We start from the raw sequence: 23,871 nt of genomic DNA, 5'->3' as shown, positions 1-23,871 counted from the left end.
CTATGCGCTTACACGCCTCGTTTATTTCCCCAAACAAGGGCGTGAACCTGCGGCAGAACTCTTACATCGTTCATGTTTTTAGCTGCCACTGCCTTATCGATTAACCACTCATACTTCTTAAGCAATTCTTGTGTTAACGACGCATTATCGATTGTCGTTAAGTCCTCGTTGCCTACCTGAACAAAAAATGGAACCTCAGGATAACGTTCATGAACAGAGGCTGCATACTCAAAGTCCTCATCATTAAATACAACGACTTTTATGCTTATATGCGCCATGCGTTTTTCCTTTATTAATGTCTCTATAATATCGTCTAATACGGAGAAATTTGTTTTCATTAATGAACTTGGAGGCTTAGGAGAAATCGTTAAATCATCGATTTTTAGGAACCAATCCTGATAACGGCTTCCCTGTGTTTCAAGAGCTGCTTTTACCCCATGACTGTGCAAAAGCTCTACAAGTGAACCAATCGCCTTGATAAGCGCAGGGTTTCCTCCAGAAATGGTGACGTGATCAAAGCACTCTCCTCCAATTTCTTTTAGCTCCGTCCAAATTTGTTCTGCTGTTAGCTGACGAATATCGTTTTTAGCAGATCCATCCCATGTAAAAGCTGAATCACACCAGCTGCAGGAATAATCACAGCCCGCGGTACGAACAAACATCGTCTTACGTCCTACAACCATTCCTTCCCCTTGAATCGTTGGTCCGAATATTTCAAGTACTGGAATTGTATTAGCCACGTTTTTTCACCTTCTTTGGGCGGTAAACTACGTAACTTGTCGGCGTTTCCCGCACGAATACTTGTACGCAAGAAGGCTTATTTGGTAGTGTGTCTAGATATTCTTGAACCAACTCATAAATTTTACGAGCAACAACTTCAGTTGTAGGAAAATCATTTGGATTTTCTTCGTTAAAGATAGAATGATCGTTCAATAATGTATGATCAAATTGACCAGAAACAATTTTTTTCAATAGCGCAAAGTTTACTAAAAAGCCCGCTTCGTCTAATGTATCTCCGGCAACAGTTAAGTTTACAAAATACGTATGTCCATGGACTTGACGGCATTTTCCTGCTTCTGTGTGAGGAACAAAGTGTGCCGCAGCAAACTGCATATCTTTGTTCAGTTCATATTCATAGTCATGAAATACTTGAGGATACATTTGTTGCAGCATTATTCCTCTCCTCCTTCTTTTGTTTGCATGTATTGATCTAACCCGCGTTTTCGCAATTGACATGCGGGACATTCGCCGCATCCATCAGCAACAATACCGTTGTAGCATGTTAATGTTTTTTCACGCACATACTCAAGCGCCCCTAGCTCATCCGCTAACGCCCACGTTTCTGCTTTATCAATCCACATAAGCGGCGTATGAATCACAAATTCAAAGTCCATTGATAAATTAAGCGTGACGTTTAACGATTTTACAAATACATCTCGACAGTCTGGATATCCCGAAAAATCAGTTTCACAAACGCCTGTTACGATATGACGGCCTCCGCTGTTTTTAGCCAGTACGGCTGCAAATGATAAAAATAACAGATTGCGGCCGTCCACAAACGTTGTAGGCAACTCTCCTTCTTTTTGCTCGATCTCAATATCATCTCGCGTTAAGGCATTTGGTGCTAATTGATTTAAAAGTGACATATCTAGTACGGTATGCTTCACACCTAAATCAGCTGCGATAGCTTTTGCTACCTCTATCTCTTGACTATGACGCTGACCGTATTGAAAAGTAACCGTTTCTACTTCTTTAAAGTTTTTCAAAGCCCAAAATAGACATGTTGTACTATCTTGACCTCCGCTAAATACAACAATAGCTTTTTCATTTTTCATCATTATTGTTCGTCTCCTTTTTGATTGAAATCAAAAGAAGAAGAAACTTTATTGAACCGTTCGTTCCCTTTGTGACTAATTTTATAACACAAAAAAGAGACTGCTCTTTTCCAGCAATCTCCCTAAAAAGCAACTAAGATACACGTCCTCGCCAGCATACACGTCAAAAAGACGCGTTGATAGAAAAGCACGTGAAAGAAGACACGCTAAAACCGTGTCTTTTGTCATCAACGATGATCTTAGTTTTTTATAGAGGGAGTTTTCGAACCTCTCCCGTACATATACAAACGTGCACGGAGTTTCTTCTTGAATTGTCATCGTATTATACCACATGCGTATAAATAATGCTATGTTTGTTGGCTTCTATCTCCTTTAGCTGCCTTATTTTTCTTTATATAAGAAAGCGCAATAAATAACAACGGAAAACAGACGCTTAGTACAAATAAATAAAACGGCCAGTAATATTTTTCAAAATAATTGAAGTACGCTGTATTGGGAATAATGTAATACGCCACACCTGTAATAATTAGACCTAAAGGAAAGCTTAAAAAATTGCGCACCCGTAAATTACACAGTTGGACGATACTTAACTGAATAGCATAGAACACAATGACAACTTTAAAAAAGATAGATAACATCCAAATAATAGCTACTAATACTTCAACATGCTGAATCGTTGCACCTAACGAAATCATTTTTCCTAATAAATAAACTGGGTAGCTGTGCATCGATGCAATATTCGCGCCAAGAGCTAATATACAAGCCGCAACTGCAATCGTAATCGTCAAGCCCGATGCGACAGTGCCGATAACAAACATTCTTTTTACCTTTTTTCCACCTTTTACATGAGGCGTAATCATTAGAATAAAAACCAATTCCATAAACGGGTTTCCTAAAAAATAAGTGGTCCCTAATACTAAATCACCCATGCTGAATTCAAAAAAAGGATAAAGACGATCAATTTTCATTTGAGGAATATTTAAAACAATTAACAATAAAAAGGGGACCGCAATCCACGGCAAAAAGATTTCCGCGGTTCTCCCTACCACTTCAATACCTAGATACCCTCCGTATATAACAGCTAAAAGAACAAGCGCATGAATCCACGTAGGCAGCGTTTCAGGGACAATTTGAGTCGTCATAAATGTACTGATGTCTCGAAGCGAAAACGTAGATTGAATGAACATAAAGAAAATGTAAATAAGAGAAATACACGTTCCGGCATAACGACCTAGCGCCTTTTTAGCTATTTGAATGAATGTTTGCTGAGGGTAACGCTGAATCAGCCATAAAAGCACCGCAACGATTAAAAGTGCAAAGCCAATAGCAAGCACACCGCAAAACCACGCATTTTGTCTATTCGTCTCTAATAATGTAGCCGGAACTGCCAAGATGGCGCTTCCGATACAAAAAACATAAATTAGAAAAAGAAATTGTTTCGGACTAATAAATTCTTTTATTTGCATCATACACACCTTCTCTCCTACATGCTTGCTCACGTGAATAACAGATGATGAACGGTTCTAGTAAGAGGCTTAATTAGTGCCTCTAAAAAGTACAGAGGCGTAGGAACTTCTTTACGGAGTGTAATCGCTCCCCAAAAGAATAGACCCAAACCTATGAGACAAAGGTAGACGACTATTTCACGATAATAATTTTCCTTTCGGAAGTTGATCATTATTTTTTTAGTCAAATAAGCAAGCAGTACAAGTAAGGCGATAAATCCCTCCATTTTCTTTCTCCTTAATGCTTCATTTGCTTCATATATGAGTTATTTAACGTGCCTAAGCGACGGATTTGAACTTTTGCATCTAAATCGACGGTTAAATCCTCTGCGTAAATTCTGTTCCAGTCTCTTTTCATTTTGTACCATCTCTTTACATCTTGTCTGTAAAACGCTTCGCCAAAACCAAAGATATCGCTTTTATAGGTTTTTTGAGCTTTTTCTACTGCATCATTCATTTTTTCTTTTACGTCGGCTGCTGTTTTTCGTTCGAGCATATTGATTACAGCTGGGTCCTGTAAATTTACTTGACACTCTACATCAGCTACGTTAGCTTCTCCTTTTAAATCAACGTGAATATGAGGTTTATGATTTTTCATAGTAGCTGTCACCTTGACATTCGTTCGAAGCATTTCTACTCCGATAATATCATGCTTTTTTTCTTTTTTTTCGCATGGAATAACAATCAACGTACTTTTTACATTTCCTGTAATATAGTTATATCCTTTACTTTCGTCTTCATTGAACCAGCCGATAAGCTTATCATTTTGAAAGACACCTAATCCTTTGAAATTGAGCAGTGTGGAAAGATTGGTGCGAGAAATGCTCGACATATCTCCTGCATTTTTTACATTGCCTTTCACCAATACCCCTGATAATACCGCCTGCTTTCCCTCGCTGGTTAAGTTGCTGATCAGTTCATTTAACTTTACTCCTCTAGTAGGTGCCCAAATACGCTGTGACACGTCTAATGAAGCAAACATATGGTTAGCTGGTATTTTTTCTATTGTTGTTAATACGTTCAGAACGCTCGATGCTTTCGTATTTTTAGCAACAACAACAAAATAATCGGTACGCACTTCATGATCCCGAGCAAAGAAATCAAGCACTTCAGCAATACCCTCTTCCGCCATGCTTTCGCTAATGACTAGCATTCGTAAATGAGAAAGATAAATTTTCCGCGGGGATTTCGTCGTTATTTTTCTTAGCCCTTCCATTACAGACGAAGCCTTAATAGAAAATGTGGTAACAGAAGGCCCGTTTGTAGGGGTTTTGGCCTGAATATCACCAGGGTTAATCAGCTGAACTGTAACAATGATGCCATCTTCTGCTTTATCAATTCCGACAGCAACCGTAATGGCTAGCTCATTCAACTCTCGACTGCTCCAGCAGCCGCTTAATAGCAATGAACAGATACATAACATTAGAAATGCTTTCATAGTAAACGGCCACCTTTACACAGTTTAGTTTTTTTGCGTCTTTTGACGTGAAATATTCTTCTCGTTAATCAGCTTTGGCCTTGTTTTCATTTTTTTGATCGAACGTCTAATCAGAACATCCTTTTGATCACGCTTCACAAATGGAGCCATAGGTGTCATATAAGGGACTCCAAATGACCTTAAGCTGCATAAATGTAAAATCATTAAAATTAACCCCAGGATAATACCGAACAAGCCAAAAGTAGCTGCTAAAACCATTAAAATAAAGCGCAGCATCCTTACTGCAATAGCCATATCATACACAGGTGACACAAAGTTACTAATAGCGGTGATGGATACAACGATAACCATTGCAGGTGAAACTAATCCCGCTTGTACGGCGGCTTCTCCTAAAACGAGTGCTCCCACAATCGAAATAGCTGAACCTACTGCTCGAGGCAATCGTACTCCCGCTTCTCGCAAAATTTCAAACGTGATTTCCATAATAAACGCTTCAATAATAGCAGGAAAAGGAACACCTTCCCTTTGAGCTGCAATACTAATTAACAAAGCAAAAGGAAGCATCTCTTGATGAAAAGTAGTTAAAGCAATATAAGCAGAAGGTGTTAAAAGGGCTAAGAAAAATGCCATGTAGCGCATTAAGCGAATCAATGTACTAATATCTGCGCGCTGGTAATAATCTTCGGCCGCTTGAAAAAATTGAATAAATAGGGCAGGAACCATTAATACAAAAGGTGTACCGTCTACTAAAATGGCTATTCGTCCCTCTAAAAGACCTGCTGCCACAGAGTCTGGACGCTCCGTGTTATGCATAGTAGGAAAAGGTGTATAATCTTCATCTTGAATCAACTCTTCAATATATCCGCTCTCCAAAATACCGTCTATATCAATTTTAGAAAGACGCTCCTTTACCTCTTGAATGACCTGTTCATCCGCAATGCCGTCTATATAAACGAGCGCAATATCCGTTTTTGTAAACTCTCCTATTTGCTGAGATTCAATCCAAAGTTTTGGAGATTTTATTCGGCGCCGAATCAATGCGGTATTCGTTCGCAGTGTTTCTGTAAAACTGTCTCGAGGCCCTCTTACAACGGTCTGAGATTGTGGTTCAGAAACAGCCCTGTCTCTCCACCCTCTTGTACTTGCCACAATACACGTTTGATACCCTTCTAAAAACAGTACGGTATCTCCTGATAAAACATGAAGAAGAGCATCATCCAATGTCTTTGCTTCCATGATTTCACCCGCTGCCAAACTATAGCTTTTAATCAATTCGTACATATTAACGATGCCATCATCATGTTTTAAATGTTCATCGTGATAGTGCATAATGGAGTCCAGCGCATAGTGTTCAACTTCGTCTTTATTTACTAATCCGTCGATGTAAGCAACACCTAAAGTGAATTTTTCTTCAATCGAAATTCGAAACTCTCGCACAACTAAATCCGTGCTCTGTCCCAGTGCTTTTTTCATGCGGGATAAATTATCTCCCACCCTCTCCGATAATTTCTGCTCTTCCTGTGTAGAAGAAGCACTAGTTTCCTTAGAGTCCTTGGATTCATCAGCTTTTTCTTTCCGCTGCTTGGATTTATTCGTTAACTCAGATAGTTTTTTTATACGCATTGTTCATCCTCCACTACATTGAACGAAAAGAAACCGAATTTCTTCTTTTTAGTCTCTATAGTTTTTGTATGAAAAGGAAATTTATACTTGAAGCCATTTTAATAATCTTTATTTTTGACATCATTTGTGCATTTCTATAGGATAGTAATGGATAATTCTTTGTTATTATGAAGAATGTTTATGCGGAACATTGAAAGGAGTCTATACATGGCACAATCACTTAAAGGCAAAGTAGCTCTTATTACAGGAGCAGGAAAAGGTATCGGTCGTTCAACTGCGATTGAATTAGCAAAAGAAGGCGTAAATATCGGTTTAATTGCTCGTACAGAGTCAGATTTAAAGGCTGTTGCTTCTGAACTAGAAGCATTTGATGTACAAGTTGCTTATGCAACAGCAGATGTTTCTTCTATGGAAGAAGTAAACGCAGCAGTTGAGCATCTACATACAAAATTAGGGGCAACGGATATCTTAATCAACAATGCAGGAATCGGTAAATTCGGAAGCTTTTTAGAGCTAGACCCAGCTGAGTGGAAACAAATCATTGATGTGAATTTAATGGGCGTTTACTACGTAACGCGCGCCGTTCTACCTCAATTAATCGAAAAAAATGGTGGAGACATCATCAATATTTCATCCACTGCTGGTCAAAAAGGCGCTCCCGTTACAAGTGCTTACAGCGCTTCAAAATTTGGCGTGCTCGGCTTAACTGAATCTCTAGCGCTAGAAGTGCGCAAACACAATATTCGTGTAACAGCGCTAACACCAAGTACAGTAGCAACGGAATTAGCATATAAAGAAAACTTAACGGATGGCAATCCTGATAAAGTGATGCAGCCTGAAGACCTAGCAGAAATTATGGTAGCACAATTAAAACTGCATCCGCGTATTTTTATCAAATCTGCGGGCATGTGGTCCACAAATCCATAAACAAACATAGAAAAAGGAGAGCTTCAGCTCTCCTTTTTTGTGTCTTCCTTTATATGATGGTTACCTTATTTACGTTTAGGCGTGATTTCTTGTGATAGTTCTTCAAAAGATTTTACTTTTCCATGCGATGGGTTTTGTGATTGTTTTCGTACATTCCACTGACGCTCTTTTTGACTTTTAGACTGAGTCATTTTGCTTCATCCCCTTTTTAAATGCTTACATGTAGTAGGATAAAACAAGGTGCTCTTTTCCATTCATCAAAACTGCTTCCAATTTCTTTACTGCTTAGCTAAATGTACTTTAAACCATTTATCAATTTCCGCGTTATATTGATCATAATAAGCAGTTAGCGGATGGTCTCCGTTTTTGTACAGTACGTATTTGTATTCTTTTCCCTGCTCATCTAGTTGTTTCACAAGCTTTTCAGCCTGAGTGTGGTGAACTTTACGATCATGATCACCCTGTAAAATTAAAAGAGGTGAATTTACTTTATCGCTCCAATAGACAACAGAACGACTTTTATACCTCTCTGGATACTGCGCCGGATCTCCTACAATTGTCCGCAGCACTTGTTTCATTTCAGGCCCTCTTTGATCATAGAATTGAAACATGTCGGTAATACCTGATTGTACGACAACTGCATCAAATTTAACGCCGTTTTTCATCGTTAAATACGTCATCATGCCGCCGCGTGAATATCCTAGCGCTACCTTTTGCTGGTGATTTACATAAGGAAGCTGTTCTCCCCATTTAATAAGATTTAATACGTCGTCAATATCTTTACCGCCGTACGTCTCTGTTCCTTCACTTCCGCCATTTCCCCTGTATTGAGTCGCAACAACGACGTAGCCTTTACTTGCCCAGTATGACAAATACTGAAGTGTTTTTGCGCGAATCATGCCATGTTCGCGATTTCCTCCGCGATTATATACTAAAAGCGGATAATGTTTGTCTGCAATGTCTTTAGGCTGTACTAAAAACCCTTTTATCTTTAAATTATCACTAGGATACGTAATGCTATATACATCTACTTTATTTGAATAAGGCGATAATAAATTCAATTTTTCTTTATTTACATCATCACTTTCAGCTCGGTTGAAAACCGCTGTCACACCGAGCACAGCTACAGTGATTAATGCAATGATGCCCCATTTTTTCAACAGAAACCCTCTCCTCAATAAATATCTTTTCTCTTTTATAATGAGTGTTTTCATTTGGCTTTACCCTTCTTAAATGTTTGCTAAAAAGGGCATTCATCCCATCGCCAATACAGCTTATTTATCATACCGCAAAACCCAAATTTCTTCATCTGTAAAGAAATAAGAATTCATACAAATACATTAACAAGAAAGACGTATAGTAAATTGTATTATTAAATTATAGATTTGAAAAGTGGAATGATACTTTTTTTGTCGTTTTTTACCTGTCCTTTTTCAAAAAGAAAAAAGCCCAGTTAAGACTGAGCTTTTTTCTTGGCAATACCAATGCCTGTATATGCTAAAATAACTGAAAAGATCGGACAGAGAATGCTAAAGAATGTAAATGGAATATAGTCAGCCGCGGGAATATTTAATGCAGTTGAAATAAAAGCGCCGCTGACACCCCACGGAATAATAGCATTAATAACCGTTCCACCGTCTTCAAGCGTTCGTGATAAGTTTTTCGGGTCTAAGTTCCACTTTTCATACAGTGGCTTAAACGTCTGTCCAGGCAGAAGAATCGATAAATACTGTTCGCCTGTAATAACGTTCACTCCAATTGAAGATAGAAGCGTAGCAAAAATAACGTCTCCGCTGCGGCGGATTTGTTTTGCTAATCCTTCTAATAACGCATCAATAATTCCAACCGCTCTCATCAAGCCACCTAGCGACAAGGCAATCATGATAAGAGAAATAGAAAACATCATGGACTGTAATCCGCCTTTGTTTACAATCGCATCGACTACTTTATTTCCTGACTCTACTGCCGGCCCGCTTTGAAGAACGCCTAGCAATTGACTCAGCGTAAATTCATGCTGTGTAATCATTCCTGTAATAATGGCCGTGACAATCCCTAAAACTAACGTTGGCAATACATCGACTCTTCTCATGGAAAAAATAAGAACTAAAAGTGGAGAAAGCAACGTTAACACGTGTAAATTAAACGTATGCTTTAATGCGTCTTGAATTCCTTGGATTTCCCCGTAATTGACGCTTTCATGATTTCCGTTCATCCCAATGACCAATGCAATAATTGCGGTAATAACAATACTTGGAACCGTCGTCCACGTAATGTGCTGAATATGTTTAGGAAGCGGCACTTCAACGATGCCAGAAGCAAAATTTGTTGTATCAGACAAGGGAGACATCTTATCTCCAAACACAGCTCCTGAAACAATCATCCCCGCTGCTAGCCCTGGGTGTACACCAATAGCAGTTCCTACCCCAAATAAAGCGACCCCTACCGTACTGACGGTTGTTAATGAACTTCCCGTGAATGTTGAAACTAATACGGTAATAACCAAAGCACTAATTAAAAAGTACTGCGGTGAAATCCAGTGGAAGCCGTAGGATAAAATCGTCGGTATCGTTCCTCCTACCATCCAAATCGCAATAAGCATCCCGATCAGCATTAAAATAAGGATAGGCTTAATGCCCAGTCTAACACCGTCTAAAATCCCTTTCTCCATTTCTGTCCACTTATATTTCAACAAAAAGCCAATCACACTAATAAATGCTACACCAAATATCAGCGGAATATGAGGCGGCAGCTTTAACGTAAATAATGAAACAAAAATAATAGCTAATAGCACCAAAACCACCGCTATTGATTGTATAAATGAAATTTCTTTTTTCATGAGGTATTCCCTTTCTATCTTTCTTTTTCACTTAAACGCTTTTATGCTTTTACGCAGTTAAGTGCAAACCTTCTTGAGTATAATTTTTATCCTTCTTGCTGTCAATAACTTATTTTATCCAACGGTAAGCTCTGCACTCATTTTGTCCACTTTTCTTCTTATTAATATTTGTTCTCTATCTAAGCAAATTATTGTACAAAATGCTTCTAATGTTTTTACATATATAAAACGGGTACACACAAAACACACGTTTTTTTAATGTACTACCTTTTGTACATAAGAGAGGAACTTCCCTCAAAAAATTTTTTAAGCAAAAGACTTGAAAGTCAAAAAAGGTCAAAGTATAATGAGATTACGAAAGGTCAATAAAGGTCAAACACCTGCTGATCTTCGATTAAAATCATTTAGGGAGGCTAATTAAATGATTTGTCAAAACTGTAATAAACGCGAAGCATCTATTCAATTAAATGTACAAACAAATAATCAAAAATCTCAATATCGTTTATGTCATACATGTTATCAAGCACTAATGAACGAACATAAAATCCCATCAGGTTTTGGAGGTGGCGGCTTTATGAACATCGATGATTTATTCAAGCAAATGTCACAAGAACAAGCTGCACCGGAACAGCCGCAGCAAGGAAATGGCGGCAACGGATTTTTAGACCAGTTCGGTCGAAACTTAACTCAAATTGCGAAAACGGGATTGATTGACCCTGTTATTGGCCGCGAAGAAGAAGTAGAGCGCGTCATTGAAATTTTAAATAGACGAAACAAAAACAACCCTGTACTAATCGGAGAACCCGGTGTTGGTAAAACGGCTGTAGTCGAAGGGTTAGCTTTAAAAATCGCGGAAGGAAAAGTTCCTGCCAAGCTGTTAAATAAAGATGTATATCTATTAGATGTAGCATCTCTCGTAGCTAATACGGGCGTGCGCGGTCAATTTGAAGAGCGCATGAAGCAGTTAATTTCTGAGCTTCAACAGCGAAAAAACGTGATTTTATTTATCGATGAAATTCACCTTCTTGTAGGAGCTGGTTCAGCGGAAGGTTCAATGGACGCAAGCAATATTTTAAAACCAGCTCTTGCACGAGGCGAACTTCAAGTAGTCGGAGCTACAACTTTAAAAGAGTACCGCTCCATTGAAAAAGATGCGGCTCTTGAACGACGCTTCCAGCCGGTTATGGTTCACGAACCGTCTGTAGAAGAAGCCGTTGAAATTCTAAAAGGAATTCAAAGTAAATATGAAGATTATCACGGCGTTAGCTATACAGATGAAGCGATCCGCGCTTGTGTAAATTTATCACACCGCTACATTCAAGATCGCTTCTTGCCTGATAAAGCAATTGACTTGCTAGATGAAGCAGGCTCAAAAATGAATTTACAGGCAGGCATTACAAATAAAGACGACGCGGCCGCTCGCTTAAAAGAAATTACAAAAGAAAAAGAGCAGGCGTTAAAGAATGAAAAATATGAAGTAGCGGCAAAACTGCGCGATGAAGAAGCTGCTCTTGAAAAACAATTGAACGAAGAACAGCAAAAAATGAATGTGGATATTGCTGACATTCAAGCAATTATTGAAAAGAAAACGGGTATCCCTGTTGGTAAACTTCAAGAAAATGAATCAGCAAAAATGAAGCATCTAGCAGAGCACTTAGCTCAAAAAGTAATCGGACAGCAGGAAGCTGTAGAAAAAGTAGCAAAAGCGATTCGACGTTCTCGCGCTGGATTAAAAGCGAAGCATCGCCCAATTGGTTCATTCTTATTTGTCGGTCCAACAGGTGTCGGTAAAACAGAGTTAACCAAAACATTAGCTGAAGAACTATTTGGCTCAAAAGATGCTATGGTTCGTCTAGATATGAGTGAATACATGGAAAAACACGCGGTGTCTAAATTAATTGGTTCACCTCCTGGCTACGTAGGTCACGAAGAGGCAGGACAATTAACAGAGAAAGTACGTCGTAATCCTTATTCCATCATCTTACTAGATGAAATTGAAAAAGCTCATCCAGACGTTCAGCATATGTTTCTGCAAATTCTAGAAGACGGACGTCTGACAGATAGTCAAGGTCGCACAGTAAGCTTTAAAGACACAGTTATCATTATGACAAGTAACGCTGGTGTAGGTGAAAAGAAAATTACGGTTGGATTTGACGCAAAAAATGACGCACTTAAACAGGCATCCGTTTTAGATTCACTTTCATCTTATTTCAAACCAGAGTTTTTAAATCGATTTGATACAATCATTGAATTTAATCACCTTGAAAAAGATAACTTGATTAAAATCGTTGACCTTATGCTTGCTGAATTAAAAGAAACATTACAAGAACAAAACATCACGCTGAGCGTAGCAGCTGAGGTAAAAGAAAAACTGGCTGAACTTGGCTATCACCCTGCATTCGGTGCTAGACCGCTCCGCCGAGCAATTCAAGAACAGCTTGAAGATCGAATTACAGACTTACTGTTAGATGACGCAGACGTATCTACAGTGAACGTAACGTTAAATGAAGCAAGCGAAATCACCGTGCAAAACTAATAGAAAAAGCGACTCTACTTGAGTCGCTTTTTTTTATAGAAATACTTACGTTTATTTACTTTCATCTGTTTTTTCGTCAGCACTATCCGTTGATTCTTCTTGATCATCAGCTGCTTCATCCCCAGATGAATCATCTACTTCGTCTTGCTTCATTGTTTCCTGTGAATCATCTGTAGTTGTATCCTCCGCTTGAGTATCATCCGACTGTTCTGTTTGCTGTTCTGTGGCATCTTTTTCATCCGTTTGTGAGTTGCATGCTGTGATTAACATAATTGCTAGAAGTGATCCAAATAACTTGACTAATAAACTTTTGTTCATTTTACCGTCTCCTTTCGAATCATCTGAGCCTCTATGTAGTTACCATTCATATGGCTCTACTGGCAGTATAGCCTATCCAATTAGAAAAAAGTTCACTTTTACAAGGTTATCACAAAAGCTTTACATCCCCTTCATTTCGTCCATATTCCCCTCATATTTCCTTAATAGTTTATGACCAGCTACATTCTAGATCTATCTTCCTTGGTCTAAGTGCTCAATTCGGCTATTCACACAGTTGTAACTATGCTAATATGAGTGATATATTACTATATCGTGCAACTAGCTGACTATAAAGTTATTCTCCTATAAAATTATTCACCATTTAAGAAAGGGATTTTTTATGGAATCACACAACCTCATAAAAAAACGGAATTTTATTCTTTTACTTATTTTTTGGCTGCTATATTTTGTCCACATTGTGTTATACCACTTCATTGCAGCTGACCCTCATTTGATTGTTTTTATAAGCGGAGGAATTTTATTATTGGTAGTGACGGCTATGTATTACTTTCGTTTTCATCCTACCATCATTATGTATTCTTTTTTTATATGCTATTATGCCTATATTGCGTACATGACATCTATTGAACCTGCTGTTATTAATTATTTATTTTTGTTTCTTGGAATTATTGTTAGCTTTATTTATTATAGCTATATCGCTATTGTAATTTCTACATTGATGTCTATTGTGATTGTTTTGTACTTTTATGTAAGCAACACTCTTTTTACATCTGTGACCTTCGTAAAATTAGATATTGTTTATTTTATTTTGTTTACGCTGATCACAATGATTATTTTGTTGTACTGTGCTCATTTCTCTAAAAAGCTGATTGCTATTACCACGATCAAAATGAACAAAACCGAAGATGAACTGTACTCAGCTCAAGAGTATTTACAATCTTTTTTTACATACAATCGCGACGCCATTGCCGTGTTCAGCCTAGATGGCAAAGTGATTAAAGTAAACGATGCTTTTGAGCAAATATACGGATGGAAAGCGGAAGAAATTGTCGGAAAAGCCATTCCATTTATTCCTGCTGGCTCAAAAGGCGGCGCTGAAAACCGATTGAAAAGGGTTAAAAAAGGAGAAAAGCTGGTAGCCTTTGAAACCCAAGATAAGCGAAAAGACGGAAAAATAATTGATGTAGAAATCACTGTTTCACCTATTTTTAATCGTGATAAACAGGTCGTTGCGCTTTTTGGTATTTCACGGGACCTTACCGAAGAAAAGGAAACAGAAAAATTTCTTCGCCAAACCGATAAGTTATCTTTAGCCGGCGAAATGGCAGCGGGAATCGCTCATGAAATTCGAAACCCGCTTACTTCTCTGAATGGGTTTATTCAGCTTATTCATGAAGACAGCAGCCGCTATCATTCTTATACAACCATCATGCTGAGCGAACTGAATCGTATTAACTCAATCGTTGGAGAATTTTTATTGCTCGCTAAACCTCATGATACGGTTATGAAAAAGCAGGCATTCTCTACTATTTTAAATGACGTTATTCTTCTGTATGAATCAGAATGTATATTAAAAAATGTCGTAGTTAAAACGCAGGTGGAAGCCCCGCATACATACATCTGCTGTGATGCAAATCAAATTAAGCAAGTACTCATTAATTTATTAAAAAATGCGCTCGAAGCTATGCCTAGCGGAGGAGAAATCCATTTAAACGTTACTCAGCATACTAAAGATCTTACTATTTTCATTAAAGATACAGGAGTCGGCATTCCTTCACATTTGCTTACGCACATTCAAAAGCCTTTTTTTACCACGAAGCCCTCAGGTACCGGTCTTGGACTTGTTGTGATTAAAAACATTTTGTATCAGCATAAAGGAACATTTGAGATTAAAAGCACTGTTGGCAAAGGAACCAGCGTTACCCTTACGATTCCTCTATGGAAAGAAGGAACATGTCAATAAAAAAAGCCGCAAACGCGGCTTTTTTTATAGCTTTTTATCATCAATACTATTTAAATAGTTTTCAATTTCATCTACTACAGACTGCACGCAGCCCTCTTCGAATGGAGAGATCAAATTCGCTTCCTCTACTAATTCTAAAAACGGCTTACTTCCGCCAAGCTTACACAAATGAACGTAATCTTGCCATGCTTGTTCGTGATTTTCTCGATCTTTTTTCCAAAATTGAAATGCACAAATTTGAGCGAGCGTGTAATCAATATAATAAAACGGAGACGTGTAAATATGAAGCTGGCGCTGCCAGAAGCCCCCGCTTTCTAGATAGTGATGGCCGTCATAGTTTTTAGAAGGCATATATTTCTTTTCGATTTCTCGCCACGTTTGTTTTCGTTCCGAAGGCGTCATCTCAGGGCGTTCGTATACAGCATGCTGAAATTCATCTACCGCTACCCCGTAAGGCAAGAAAGTTAAGCCTGAGCTTAAATGAGAAAACTGGTATTTATCTTTGTCTTCTTTAAAGAACAACTCCATCCAAGGCCATGTAAAATACTCCATGCTCATCGAATGAATTTCAGCTCCTTCATGCGTAGGCCAGTGATACTCATTGGTTTCCATATCTCGGCTGGAATACACTTGAAAAGCATGCCCTGCTTCATGCGTTAACACATCAATATCGCCTGATGTTCCATTAAAATTTGAAAAAATAAACGGCGCTTTGTATTCTTCAATAAACGTACAGTAGCCTCCGCCTGCTTTGCCTTTTTTAGCGACTAAATCCATCAAATTATTTTCAAGCATAAATGAAAAAAATTCGTCCGTCTCTTTAGAAAGCTCCTTATACATTACCCGTCCATTTTCAATAATCCACTTTTCATCACCTTTTGGCACTGCGTTTCCTGTTTCAAACTGAAACGGTTCATCATAATAAGTTAAGCTCTCTACTTGAATTCTTTCCTGCTGACGCTTTTTTAGTTTTTCAGTAAGGGGAACAATATACTCTTTTACTTGTTTGCGAAAAGCGGCAACCATTTCAGCATCGTAGCCTATTCTAGACATACGAGCATAGCCCACTTCTACGAAATTTTTATAGCCTAATTTTTCAGCAAGCTTGGTCCGCACTTTTACAAGCTTGTCGTAAATATCATCAAATTCCTCTTGGTGATCGGTGAAAAATTGAAACTTCGCTTCTGCTGCTTTTTTTCTCATTTCTCGATCAGGTGACTCCATAAACGGATCGAGCTGAGCTAACGTTCTTTCTTCTCCTTCAAATAAAATTTTGGCTGACGCCACTAGTTTCGTATATTGAGACGATAGCTTATTTTCTTCCTGCAGCTCTTTTACTATTTCAGGAGAGAACGTTTTTAACTGCATTTCAGCAAGAGAAAACAGCTGCTTGCCCCACTTTTCTTCTAGTTTCTCTTTAAAAGGCGAAGAGATTAACGCTTTGTAAAATTTCTCTACATATCCTTCTAAAAGCGGCTGTGTTTCATCAAAATAGTCTTGTTCTTCTTTATAAAATTCATTCGCTGTGTCGATAGAATGACGAATATAGCAGATGTTCCCCATTGTGCTGTACTGAGAATACGCATCGTTTGCTAGACGAATTGCCTCGTTTTGCTGACTGACTGATGCTGCTTCCGTAAAATGTGTAATGGCCTTTTCAAACTGCTTTTCAATTTCATTCATATCAGGTCGCGTATATGTATAATTCTCAAATTTCATCATTTGTTCCCCTTCCACTATTGTCTGTATGTAACCTAATTCGTTTTTATCCAGCTGTATTCCTGTAAATTTCAATTTTTTGTAACTTTTTATTTTTTATGTCGATTGGTTATGAAAGAAGTCATAGAAAAAACTCGTTTGTTCAACAGAAACAAACGAGCTTTCCTTAATTAATTAGTCGATTCCGGTAAAAATTCATCTGCATAGTGCCCCAGTTTCTTAAGCATCGAAATAGCAACTTCCTTTTCTTCGCTAGATAAAACGGATAGAATATCATGAATTCTTTTTTCATGACTCGGAAACATACTTTCAATCATTTCCTTGCCTTGCGGAGTGATCGCTGCGTAGGTTACGCGGCGATCGTTCGGACAAGCAACGCGCTCTAAGAAGCCTTTTTTCTCAAGTTTGTCTACTACATAAGTAATACTGCCGCTTGCGAGTAGAATTTTTCCGCCAATTTGCTGCAGAGGCTGTTGACCTTTGTGATACAATAACTCTAGGACAGCAAATTCGGTTGGATTCATTCCATGCTGTTGAATAAATTTATGCACATGATCATTAATTGAACGATTGGCACGAGATAGTACAATAAATAATTTAAGAGATTGGTCTAACTCTTCTCTAGTTACATCATTCGTCATTTTAATCAGTTCCTTTAATATTATCTTGATATCAAGATAATACTAAAATTTCCCTTCAAAGTCAATCAAAGCAGGCTTATTTCATCGGTTATTCTCTCCGCTTGTACAATTTTTTTGATAAAAAATGTATATAAGTGGATTTATACATATGCTTTTAATACAATAAACATATGACCATTACATAAAAAGGTGAATGATTATGAAACCAACCCATTTATTATTTAATTCCGCGATTGGTTCACAAAAGCCTGAAACAATCGTTAACCGGCAAAATCCCTGTCCATTTTGTGACGTTGAATCTCTCACAGGCATCATTGAAAAACAAGGACCTATCATTTGGCTAAAGAATAAATTTCCTGTTCTGCAAGATGCTTATCAGACGGTTATTATTGAGACCGATGAATGTTCCTCGGAACTATCTGTTTATCCAAAAGAACATCTGTACACCTTGCTGAGCTTCGCTACTGAACGATGGATATCTATGATGAACAGCGGTGAATATGCTTCTGTTCTTTTCTTCAAAAACCATGGACCTATGTCCGGAGGATCGTTACGGCATCCTCATATGCAAATTATTGGTTTAAATGAGATGGATGTAAATGAAAATGTGAAGCTAGAGCAGTTTGAAGGAGTCACAATTGCCAAAAATGAACACGTCACATTTAATTTATCTGTAAAACCTAGAATGGGCTTTTTTGAATTTAACGTGATAACGGATAAGCTTGACAAAGAGCTGCACGCATTTGCAGATTATCTTCAAACGGCTGCTCACTATTTATTAAATCATTTTCATCGTAGCTGCACGAGCTACAACTTATTTTTTTATAATCTTAAAAACGGCAAAATTGCGGCGAAAATCATTCCTCGCTTTGCCACATCTCCTTTGTATGTAGGATATGGCATTCCTCAAGTTTCCAATAAGCTTGAGCACATTGCTAACCAAGTTCAGGAGCTGTACTTTACCTAAAAAGTTGAACCTTCACTGGTTCAACTTTTTTTGTAAGGTTATTGCATAAAGCTATTCATTTTTAAAATAGTCATGCTCATAGAAAACAAAAAAAACATACACTAAAAGAACGATGTGAATTGAGGATAAAAAGAAGAATACGTAAAAGGAGACGGTTTATGACTGAGGTACTAATTGGAAGCATTCTTTCTGCACTATCGACTGGAGTAGGCGCTTTGCCTATTCTGTTTTTGAATCAAGAACTCACTCATCGGTGGAAAGATATACTTCTTGCGCTCACTGCAGGTATTATGACAGCTGCTTCTACTATGAGCTTGATTCCTGAATCTCTTCAAAGCGGCGGATTTTTTCCCTTAGCCATTGGCTTACTGCTTGGAGTTGTAACATTAACACTCTTGGAGCAGAATATTCCTCACATTGACCTTGAGCATTCTAAAACCGGCATTCAGTTTGACGAAAAAGCACTTTTAATTGTTTCCGCTATTACTTTGCATAACCTTCCTGAAGGACTGTCTGTTGGTGTTAGCTACGCTTCAAATGTTGAAAATACAGGGAACTTAATCGCCCTTGCAATCGGTCTTCAAAATGCACCTGAAGGACTGTTGGTCGCGCTATTTTTAGCTCAGCAAAATATCAATAAAATAAAAGCATTTTTAATTGCTACCCTTACAGGCTCCGTTGAGATTGTAACGTCTTTACTCGGGTTTTATTTAACTAATTTTGTTGATTCTCTCGTTTCATATGGATTAGCTTTTGCTGCTGGAGCCATGCTTTTTATTATTTATAAAGAGTTGATTCCAGAAAGTCACGGCGATGGAAACGAAAGATTTGCTACTTATTCGTTTATTTTTGGTATTTTGTTTATGATCTTTTTAATTAACATTTTTTAAAGGTGAAGAGAGGCCACGGGCAGCATAATTGTTTTACTGCCCGATCCCGAATGCTTGTCCTGCATTACAGCTTTGAAAAAGATAAAAAGCGGCTAATCAGTGTGGCAAACGATGTCTTTTCTTCCTCTTCTTTTAAACGCTGCTTTTGATAAACGAGTAAGAGCTGATCAAGCTCTTGACTACAGGTAACGGTTTCTTCATTAGTCAAACCTTTTTCTTCTCCGATCTGCACCATCTTTTGTCTTTTTTGGACGATTTCTACTAATAATCTCTCTGATTTCGTTCTATTTCTCACTCCAAACACAAAATCCTCTCCTATGACAAAAAAATTAGCTTATAACGCATTATTACAAATTCTACTAAATATGTAAATAGAGTCGCAATAATAGACATTTTTTTTGCAAAAAAATTATTTTGTCGGATTTTAAAAACGCTTACATTATTATAGGAATACCATTTATCTTTTTTTTACAACTTGTTTTTCGACAAAAGATGCTGCTTGTCGAATAGAAAAAAGATTGAGACATAACGAAATCAATACAATCTAAAAACGAACAAATGGGATACATGAGCTGAACCGCTTGTCTCGCAGGAGTTTTCGCCTTGCCCTCCAATCAACAGCTAAAAGCAGCTAAATATATGAAGCCTGCGTTCACCATCACCACAAAAAAATCCGAACGAAGTTGATTCTTAATCAAGAATCAATTTGTTCGGATCTTCATACTTTTGTCCCTGCATCTTTTTCTATTCAGCTTTCTGAGCAGCAATTTGTACAGCATCCCATACCGTAGCAAAAGGAGGAGCATACGAAAGATCTAGCATGGTTATTTCATCTGTTGTGAGGCGGCAAGTAATAGCTGTCGCAAATACATCGATTCGTTTTGCTACTCCTTCTTTACCAATCATTTGAACCCCCAAAATCTCTTTTGTTTCAGGATGATAAACAAGTTTTATTACAATCTTTTCAGCTCCTGGATAGTAAGACGCATGACTCGGAGCTTCGGCCGTGATGGCTTTGTATAAAAGAGAATTTTCTCTTGCTTCTCTTTCTGAAATGCCGGTTTTCCCAATTTCATAGTCCATCACTTTGACAATACTTGTACCTACAACACCCGGAAATTCTCTATTTTCTCCCCCTAATCGGTAACCAAGAACCCTTCCCTGCTTATTGGCAATGGTTCCAAGAGCAATATGAACATCTTTTTTTAATACGCGGTGATAGCTCGTTGCACAATCTCCTGCTGCGTAGATATGAGGCACGTTGGTTTCCAACTTCTCGTTTACTAAAATAGCTCCATTTTCAAGCATCCTTAGTCCGTTTCTTTCTAAGAATTGCGTATTCGGACGAACTCCTACATTTACAATCACTAAATCTGTTTGATACGTTTGACGGTTTGTTTGAACCTGAGTGACGGAACCATCTGAATGCAGCAATGCTTCCACTTCTTCTTCGAAATGAAATAAAATATCGTCATCTAACTGCTTTTGTAAATGTTCTGCCATTTCTTGATCTAAAATAGATAGAATCTGCTTTCCCTGTTCAATAACCCGTACTTCTTTTCCCAAAGCCTTCATTGCTTCAGCTACTTCCATTCCGACATATCCTCCGCCGATAATGGTGACTTTCTCTACGGAGTGAGCCTGTAGATATGTATAGATTCTTTCGCTGTCTTCTAATGACTTTAATGTGCATACATTCGGCATGTTATCACTCATAAAATTGGGTTTAACAGCCGTTGTTCCAGTTGCAATGATGAGTTCATCATATGTTATCTCTTTTTCCGTTTGCGTCTTTACATTTTGCACTACTATGTATTTTTTTGTATGATTTACTTCTTTAACTTCGTGAAAAAGATGGACGGAGATGTTTCGCTCTTCAAATTCTTGTTTCGTCCGAGCAATCAAATCGTCTTTTTCTTTTACAACACCTGACAGATAGTAAGGCATGCCGCATGCGCTGTAAGAGATATCTCCACCTTTTTCAAACACAAGGATTTCCACTTCTTCTTTTTCTTTCATCCGGCGAAGCTGTGAAGCTGCGCTCATTCCGGCGGCTACTCCTCCTATAATGACGACACGTTTCATCTATACTCCCTCTTTCTACATAAATAATAGGCTATACTATTGTTTTTCCTTATTCTTCCCGATTTCAAACGAAAAAAAACGGCTGTTCACACAGCCGTAGATGTTTGTTTCGAGCGGTAATACGTCAAAGCCAAGGCTCCTGCTAATACAGCTCCTTTAATAATGTCTTGCATATAATACGGAACATTTAGCATCGTTAACCCATTTAACAGCACACCAATTAAAATAGAGCCAATCAGCGTCCCGAATACATTTGGTTTCCCTGCTCCAAATACGGAAAAGCCAATGTATGTAGCAGCTACGGCATCCATTAAAAATGGTGAGCCGGCGTTCACTTCTCCTACTCCAATACGGGCAGCTAAAACGACTCCTCCAATTCCAGCAAGCAAACCTGAAAACATATAGGCATACATACGGTAACGGTTAACCGGTACACCCGAAAGTCTTGCAGCTTCTATGTTCCCTCCTGTTACGTAGAAAAAACGCCCAAACTTCGTATAGGAAAAAACGATATGAACAAGCAGCACAGTCAGCAGCATAATGATAACAGGAACAGGAATACCTAGAAAGTGACCTTGCCCTAGCGCAAGGAAAGATGGAATAAAAATTCCCGGAGCTCTGTCTCCGCTTGGTAAAGGCATATTGGTATAAATAGCTGAGCCTTTTGTATACGTTAATAAAATCCCCTGTACGATGAACATCATTGAAAGAGTAGCTAAAATATCAGGAATCTTTACTTTCACTACTAAAAAAGCATTTACTAACCCGATAAGAAGCGATGCAATAATCGGAACAATGATAGCGACTGCAATTTCTTGTCTGTGTAAAACAAGCATAGAGGCTGATAAAATAGTGGCTAATCCAGCCGTAGACCCTACAGATAAATCGAGTCCGTTGACGGTTAACGATATTGTTACACCAAGCGCGATTAAGGTAACAATGGAAATAGAGCGCAGGATATCACTAATGTTTTCTCCTGTTAAAAAGTTAGGTGTGGCAATGGAAAAAATAATCATAATAATAAAAATCATTAAGACTGTCCCATATTTATAAAAAAAGTCGAAAATGCTTATTTTTCTCTTTGGTTTCGCTACAGGTTCTGTTACATACTCCGCACTCATCCTTTTACTCCTCCTGCTGTATAATAAAATAATTTTTCACTAGTTGCTTCTTCTTTGGATAATTCTTTCACGATTTTTCCGTTGTACATAACATAAATTCGATCCGCTACCCCTAGCAGCTCCTCGAATTCACAGGTTGCATAAACAACTCCTTTTTGCTGTGACACAAGATTTGTAATTAAATCAAATATCTCTCGCTTGGAGCCTACATCGACCCCTTTAGTTGGCTCATCGAACAACAGTACGTCAGAGTCCGTAACAAGCCATTTTCCGATTGCTACTTTCTGCTGATTTCCACCGCTTAACGTTCCAACTGACTGCTCGATAGAATGAGACTTTACTCCAACTTGCCCAGTCGTTTTCTGCGCTTTTTCTTTGATCTTTCCTCGCTTTAGAAACGAATAATTTGTAAAGCGGGACAGACTTGGCAAAACTAAGTTATCCGCAATCGATTCATGAACAAAAATCCCTTCTTTTCTTCGTTCTTCAGGAACAAGAGAAAGACCTTGTGCAATATAATAATAGGGCTGCTTATTCAACTTTAATTTCTTGCCTTTTAACTCAACACTGCCGCTGACATATTGCTCCAATCCAAATAGACTTCGGCAAAGCTCCGTTTTTCCTGCTCCCACAAGCCCTGCAATACCTACTACTTCTCCTTCTTTTACATGAAAAGAGATATTAGAAAGCCGCCCTGGAAGAGATAATGCTTCTACGTGTAAAAGTTGGTTTCCAACTTCTACTGATTTTTTGACCCACTGCTTTACAGAAGCCGTTCCTAACATAAGTGTAATCACGTCTTCGATCGAGGTATGTGAAGTTTCTTTTGTGGCTACATAGCGTCCGTCTTTTAAAACCGTTAAGCGGTCACAAATATCTACCACTTCTTGAAGACGATGTGAAATGTAAATAATACCTACTCCATTTTTCTTCAGCTCTCTCATCACAGAAAACAATTGTTTCGTCTCTTCCACACTAAGAGGTGCGGTTGGTTCATCCAAAATTAAATAGTCAACGTTCTGTACAATTGCACGTGCAATAAGCACCTGCTGCTTCTCTGATAGAGTTAAATCAACAACATTTTTTCTAACGGATAGAGAAGAACCAAGTAAAGCAAGAGCTTCTTCCGCTTTTTTATAAATAGATTTCCAGTTTACAAATGTCTTACTTTTCTTAGAAGCCTGCACATCTAGCACGATGTTTTCAGCTACTGATAGCGAAGGAATCAGCGCTACATCGACTTCTTGATGCACAATGCCAATGCCGTGGCGCTTAGCTTCTTTAGGAGAAGAAATGGAGATTTCACCTCCGTCTTTGTAGATCTTTCCTTCGTATTCGTCGTAAGCTCCGCACAATATTTTCATCAACGTACTTTTACCGGCACCATTGGCTCCCAATAAAGCATGAATTTCCCCTTTTTGAACAGTAAAATCGACTTTGTTCAGGGCTTGAAAAGAACCAAAGTTTTTTATAATGTTCTTCATTGAAAGCTCGTTCGTCATCTCT

The 23,871-nt window shown here is 38.2% G+C and carries 22 protein-coding genes and 1 riboswitch; of the genes, 5 read left to right on the top strand and 17 right to left on the bottom strand.

Features of this window, described 5'->3' with window-relative positions:
* Positions 1 to 8: 8 nt before the first annotated feature.
* From queE to JNUCC25_RS06410, 7 genes are all read right to left on the bottom strand, one after another.
* On the bottom strand, positions 9 to 740 hold the full coding sequence (gene queE, locus JNUCC25_RS06440; protein WP_025749424.1) for a 7-carboxy-7-deazaguanine synthase QueE: 732 nt from the start codon (positions 738 to 740) through the stop codon (positions 9 to 11).
* Positions 733 to 1,173, bottom strand: a complete 441-nt coding sequence (queD, locus tag JNUCC25_RS06435; RefSeq protein ID WP_013055983.1) for a 6-carboxytetrahydropterin synthase QueD — start codon at positions 1,171 to 1,173, stop codon at positions 733 to 735. The genes queE and queD overlap by 8 nt, the downstream gene beginning before the upstream one ends.
* Entirely contained in the window at positions 1,173 to 1,838 is a 666-nt protein-coding gene (queC, locus tag JNUCC25_RS06430) for a 7-cyano-7-deazaguanine synthase QueC (RefSeq protein ID WP_013082241.1), read from the bottom strand. Before queC ends, queD begins: the two co-directional genes overlap by 1 nt.
* A 230-nt stretch (positions 1,839 to 2,068) precedes the next feature.
* A riboswitch (PreQ1 riboswitch) is annotated at positions 2,069 to 2,112 on the bottom strand.
* 70 nt (positions 2,113 to 2,182) lie between these two features.
* Positions 2,183 to 3,304, bottom strand: a complete 1,122-nt coding sequence (locus JNUCC25_RS06425; RefSeq protein WP_064471469.1) for a GerAB/ArcD/ProY family transporter — start codon at positions 3,302 to 3,304, stop codon at positions 2,183 to 2,185.
* 26 nt (positions 3,305 to 3,330) lie between these two features.
* On the bottom strand, positions 3,331 to 3,567 hold the full coding sequence (locus JNUCC25_RS06420; RefSeq protein WP_029325091.1) for a hypothetical protein: 237 nt from the start codon (positions 3,565 to 3,567) through the stop codon (positions 3,331 to 3,333).
* Between the two features lie 11 nt (positions 3,568 to 3,578).
* Positions 3,579 to 4,778 carry a Ger(x)C family spore germination protein gene (locus tag JNUCC25_RS06415; protein WP_029325090.1) on the bottom strand — a complete coding sequence of 400 codons (1,200 nt, stop codon included), beginning with the start codon at positions 4,776 to 4,778 and terminating at the stop codon, positions 3,579 to 3,581.
* A 24-nt stretch (positions 4,779 to 4,802) separates the two neighbouring features.
* Positions 4,803 to 6,401 (bottom strand): spore germination protein, encoded by a 1,599-nt coding sequence (locus JNUCC25_RS06410; protein WP_029325089.1) that lies wholly within the window; start codon positions 6,399 to 6,401, stop codon positions 4,803 to 4,805.
* 207 nt (positions 6,402 to 6,608) lie between these two features.
* On the opposite strand from JNUCC25_RS06410, the gene JNUCC25_RS06405 reads away from it, so the two are divergent.
* Entirely contained in the window at positions 6,609 to 7,328 is a 720-nt protein-coding gene (locus tag JNUCC25_RS06405) for a 3-ketoacyl-ACP reductase (protein ID WP_013055977.1), read from the top strand.
* A 65-nt stretch (positions 7,329 to 7,393) separates the two neighbouring features.
* Here JNUCC25_RS06405 and JNUCC25_RS06400 read toward each other — a convergent pair whose 3' ends face one another.
* The 3 genes from JNUCC25_RS06400 to nhaC all read right to left on the bottom strand — a co-directional run bounded on the left by JNUCC25_RS06400 (position 7,394) and on the right by nhaC (position 10,164).
* Complete coding sequence (locus JNUCC25_RS06400) at positions 7,394 to 7,519, bottom strand: DUF6254 family protein (protein WP_013055976.1); 126 nt, start codon at positions 7,517 to 7,519, stop codon at positions 7,394 to 7,396.
* Between the two features lie 87 nt (positions 7,520 to 7,606).
* Positions 7,607 to 8,488 carry an alpha/beta hydrolase family protein gene (locus JNUCC25_RS06395; RefSeq protein ID WP_013055975.1) on the bottom strand — a complete coding sequence of 294 codons (882 nt, stop codon included), beginning with the start codon at positions 8,486 to 8,488 and terminating at the stop codon, positions 7,607 to 7,609.
* A gap of 293 nt (positions 8,489 to 8,781) precedes the next feature.
* Complete coding sequence (gene nhaC / locus JNUCC25_RS06390) at positions 8,782 to 10,164, bottom strand: Na+/H+ antiporter NhaC (protein ID WP_029325088.1); 1,383 nt, start codon at positions 10,162 to 10,164, stop codon at positions 8,782 to 8,784.
* Between the two features lie 421 nt (positions 10,165 to 10,585).
* Here nhaC and JNUCC25_RS06385 point away from each other — a divergent pair, with 421 nt between their 5' ends.
* Complete coding sequence (locus tag JNUCC25_RS06385; protein WP_454222986.1) at positions 10,586 to 12,700, top strand: AAA family ATPase; 2,115 nt, start codon at positions 10,586 to 10,588, stop codon at positions 12,698 to 12,700.
* A gap of 51 nt (positions 12,701 to 12,751) precedes the next feature.
* Here JNUCC25_RS06385 and JNUCC25_RS06380 read toward each other — a convergent pair whose 3' ends face one another.
* Entirely contained in the window at positions 12,752 to 13,018 is a 267-nt protein-coding gene (locus JNUCC25_RS06380) for a hypothetical protein (RefSeq protein WP_263033090.1), read from the bottom strand.
* A gap of 340 nt (positions 13,019 to 13,358) precedes the next feature.
* On the opposite strand from JNUCC25_RS06380, the gene JNUCC25_RS06375 reads away from it, so the two are divergent.
* Positions 13,359 to 14,942 carry a PAS domain S-box protein gene (locus JNUCC25_RS06375; protein WP_029325087.1) on the top strand — a complete coding sequence of 528 codons (1,584 nt, stop codon included), beginning with the start codon at positions 13,359 to 13,361 and terminating at the stop codon, positions 14,940 to 14,942.
* A gap of 24 nt (positions 14,943 to 14,966) precedes the next feature.
* Here the strand turns inward: JNUCC25_RS06375 and JNUCC25_RS06370 are convergent, their stop codons facing one another.
* The gene (locus JNUCC25_RS06370) at positions 14,967 to 16,661 is read right to left on the bottom strand and encodes a M3 family oligoendopeptidase (RefSeq protein WP_029325086.1); all 1,695 of its coding nucleotides are present in this window, start codon (positions 16,659 to 16,661) and stop codon (positions 14,967 to 14,969) included.
* A 170-nt stretch (positions 16,662 to 16,831) separates the two neighbouring features.
* Positions 16,832 to 17,302, bottom strand: a complete 471-nt coding sequence (locus tag JNUCC25_RS06365; protein ID WP_013055969.1) for a MarR family winged helix-turn-helix transcriptional regulator — start codon at positions 17,300 to 17,302, stop codon at positions 16,832 to 16,834.
* A 199-nt stretch (positions 17,303 to 17,501) separates the two neighbouring features.
* Here JNUCC25_RS06365 and JNUCC25_RS06360 point away from each other — a divergent pair, with 199 nt between their 5' ends.
* Entirely contained in the window at positions 17,502 to 18,269 is a 768-nt protein-coding gene (locus JNUCC25_RS06360) for a DUF4931 domain-containing protein (RefSeq protein ID WP_013055968.1), read from the top strand.
* Positions 18,270 to 18,427: 158 nt separating this feature from the next.
* Positions 18,428 to 19,159 carry a ZIP family metal transporter gene (locus tag JNUCC25_RS06355; protein WP_029325085.1) on the top strand — a complete coding sequence of 244 codons (732 nt, stop codon included), beginning with the start codon at positions 18,428 to 18,430 and terminating at the stop codon, positions 19,157 to 19,159.
* 64 nt (positions 19,160 to 19,223) lie between these two features.
* Here the strand turns inward: JNUCC25_RS06355 and JNUCC25_RS06350 are convergent, their stop codons facing one another.
* The 4 genes from JNUCC25_RS06350 to JNUCC25_RS06335 all read right to left on the bottom strand — a co-directional run bounded on the left by JNUCC25_RS06350 (position 19,224) and on the right by JNUCC25_RS06335 (position 23,867).
* On the bottom strand, positions 19,224 to 19,463 hold the full coding sequence (locus JNUCC25_RS06350) for an aspartyl-phosphate phosphatase Spo0E family protein (protein ID WP_013055966.1): 240 nt from the start codon (positions 19,461 to 19,463) through the stop codon (positions 19,224 to 19,226).
* Between the two features lie 440 nt (positions 19,464 to 19,903).
* Complete coding sequence (locus JNUCC25_RS06345; RefSeq protein ID WP_029325084.1) at positions 19,904 to 21,244, bottom strand: CoA-disulfide reductase; 1,341 nt, start codon at positions 21,242 to 21,244, stop codon at positions 19,904 to 19,906.
* A gap of 86 nt (positions 21,245 to 21,330) precedes the next feature.
* Positions 21,331 to 22,365 carry an ABC transporter permease gene (locus JNUCC25_RS06340; protein WP_454222982.1) on the bottom strand — a complete coding sequence of 345 codons (1,035 nt, stop codon included), beginning with the start codon at positions 22,363 to 22,365 and terminating at the stop codon, positions 21,331 to 21,333.
* Positions 22,362 to 23,867: a sugar ABC transporter ATP-binding protein gene (locus tag JNUCC25_RS06335; protein ID WP_029325083.1), complete on the bottom strand. Its 1,506-nt coding sequence runs from the start codon at positions 23,865 to 23,867 to the stop codon at positions 22,362 to 22,364. The genes JNUCC25_RS06340 and JNUCC25_RS06335 overlap by 4 nt, the downstream gene beginning before the upstream one ends.
* Positions 23,868 to 23,871 lie beyond the last annotated feature (4 nt).

It is taken from the genome of Priestia sp. JNUCC 25, assembly GCF_053667915.1.
Note: the sequence above shows the minus strand (reverse complement) of the source record. Positions and strands in the feature narration are given on the sequence as shown.

What these genes read in the sequence shown, in the direction of transcription:
- JNUCC25_RS06405 (WP_013055977.1), top strand. Translation starts at nt 6,609, where the DNA reads ATGGCACAATCACTTAAAGGCAAAGTAGCTCTTATTACAGGAGCAGGA.
- JNUCC25_RS06410 (WP_029325089.1), bottom strand. Translation starts at nt 6,401, where the DNA reads ATGCGTATAAAAAAACTATCTGAGTTAACGAATAAATCCAAGCAGCGG.
- JNUCC25_RS06400 (WP_013055976.1), bottom strand. Translation starts at nt 7,519, where the DNA reads ATGACTCAGTCTAAAAGTCAAAAAGAGCGTCAGTGGAATGTACGAAAA.
- JNUCC25_RS06355 (WP_029325085.1), top strand. Translation starts at nt 18,428, where the DNA reads ATGACTGAGGTACTAATTGGAAGCATTCTTTCTGCACTATCGACTGGA.
- JNUCC25_RS06365 (WP_013055969.1), bottom strand. Translation starts at nt 17,302, where the DNA reads ATGACGAATGATGTAACTAGAGAAGAGTTAGACCAATCTCTTAAATTA.
- JNUCC25_RS06420 (WP_029325091.1), bottom strand. Translation starts at nt 3,567, where the DNA reads ATGGAGGGATTTATCGCCTTACTTGTACTGCTTGCTTATTTGACTAAA.
- queD (WP_013055983.1), bottom strand. Translation starts at nt 1,173, where the DNA reads ATGCTGCAACAAATGTATCCTCAAGTATTTCATGACTATGAATATGAA.
- JNUCC25_RS06385 (WP_454222986.1), top strand. Translation starts at nt 10,586, where the DNA reads ATGATTTGTCAAAACTGTAATAAACGCGAAGCATCTATTCAATTAAAT.
- JNUCC25_RS06415 (WP_029325090.1), bottom strand. Translation starts at nt 4,778, where the DNA reads ATGAAAGCATTTCTAATGTTATGTATCTGTTCATTGCTATTAAGCGGC.
- JNUCC25_RS06425 (WP_064471469.1), bottom strand. Translation starts at nt 3,304, where the DNA reads ATGATGCAAATAAAAGAATTTATTAGTCCGAAACAATTTCTTTTTCTA.
- JNUCC25_RS06380 (WP_263033090.1), bottom strand. Translation starts at nt 13,018, where the DNA reads ATGAACAAAAGTTTATTAGTCAAGTTATTTGGATCACTTCTAGCAATT.
- JNUCC25_RS06345 (WP_029325084.1), bottom strand. Translation starts at nt 21,244, where the DNA reads ATGAAACGTGTCGTCATTATAGGAGGAGTAGCCGCCGGAATGAGCGCA.
- JNUCC25_RS06360 (WP_013055968.1), top strand. Translation starts at nt 17,502, where the DNA reads ATGAAACCAACCCATTTATTATTTAATTCCGCGATTGGTTCACAAAAG.
- queC (WP_013082241.1), bottom strand. Translation starts at nt 1,838, where the DNA reads ATGATGAAAAATGAAAAAGCTATTGTTGTATTTAGCGGAGGTCAAGAT.
- nhaC (WP_029325088.1), bottom strand. Translation starts at nt 10,164, where the DNA reads ATGAAAAAAGAAATTTCATTTATACAATCAATAGCGGTGGTTTTGGTG.
- JNUCC25_RS06370 (WP_029325086.1), bottom strand. Translation starts at nt 16,661, where the DNA reads ATGAAATTTGAGAATTATACATATACGCGACCTGATATGAATGAAATT.
- JNUCC25_RS06335 (WP_029325083.1), bottom strand. Translation starts at nt 23,867, where the DNA reads ATGACGAACGAGCTTTCAATGAAGAACATTATAAAAAACTTTGGTTCT.
- JNUCC25_RS06340 (WP_454222982.1), bottom strand. Translation starts at nt 22,365, where the DNA reads ATGAGTGCGGAGTATGTAACAGAACCTGTAGCGAAACCAAAGAGAAAA.
- JNUCC25_RS06375 (WP_029325087.1), top strand. Translation starts at nt 13,359, where the DNA reads ATGGAATCACACAACCTCATAAAAAAACGGAATTTTATTCTTTTACTT.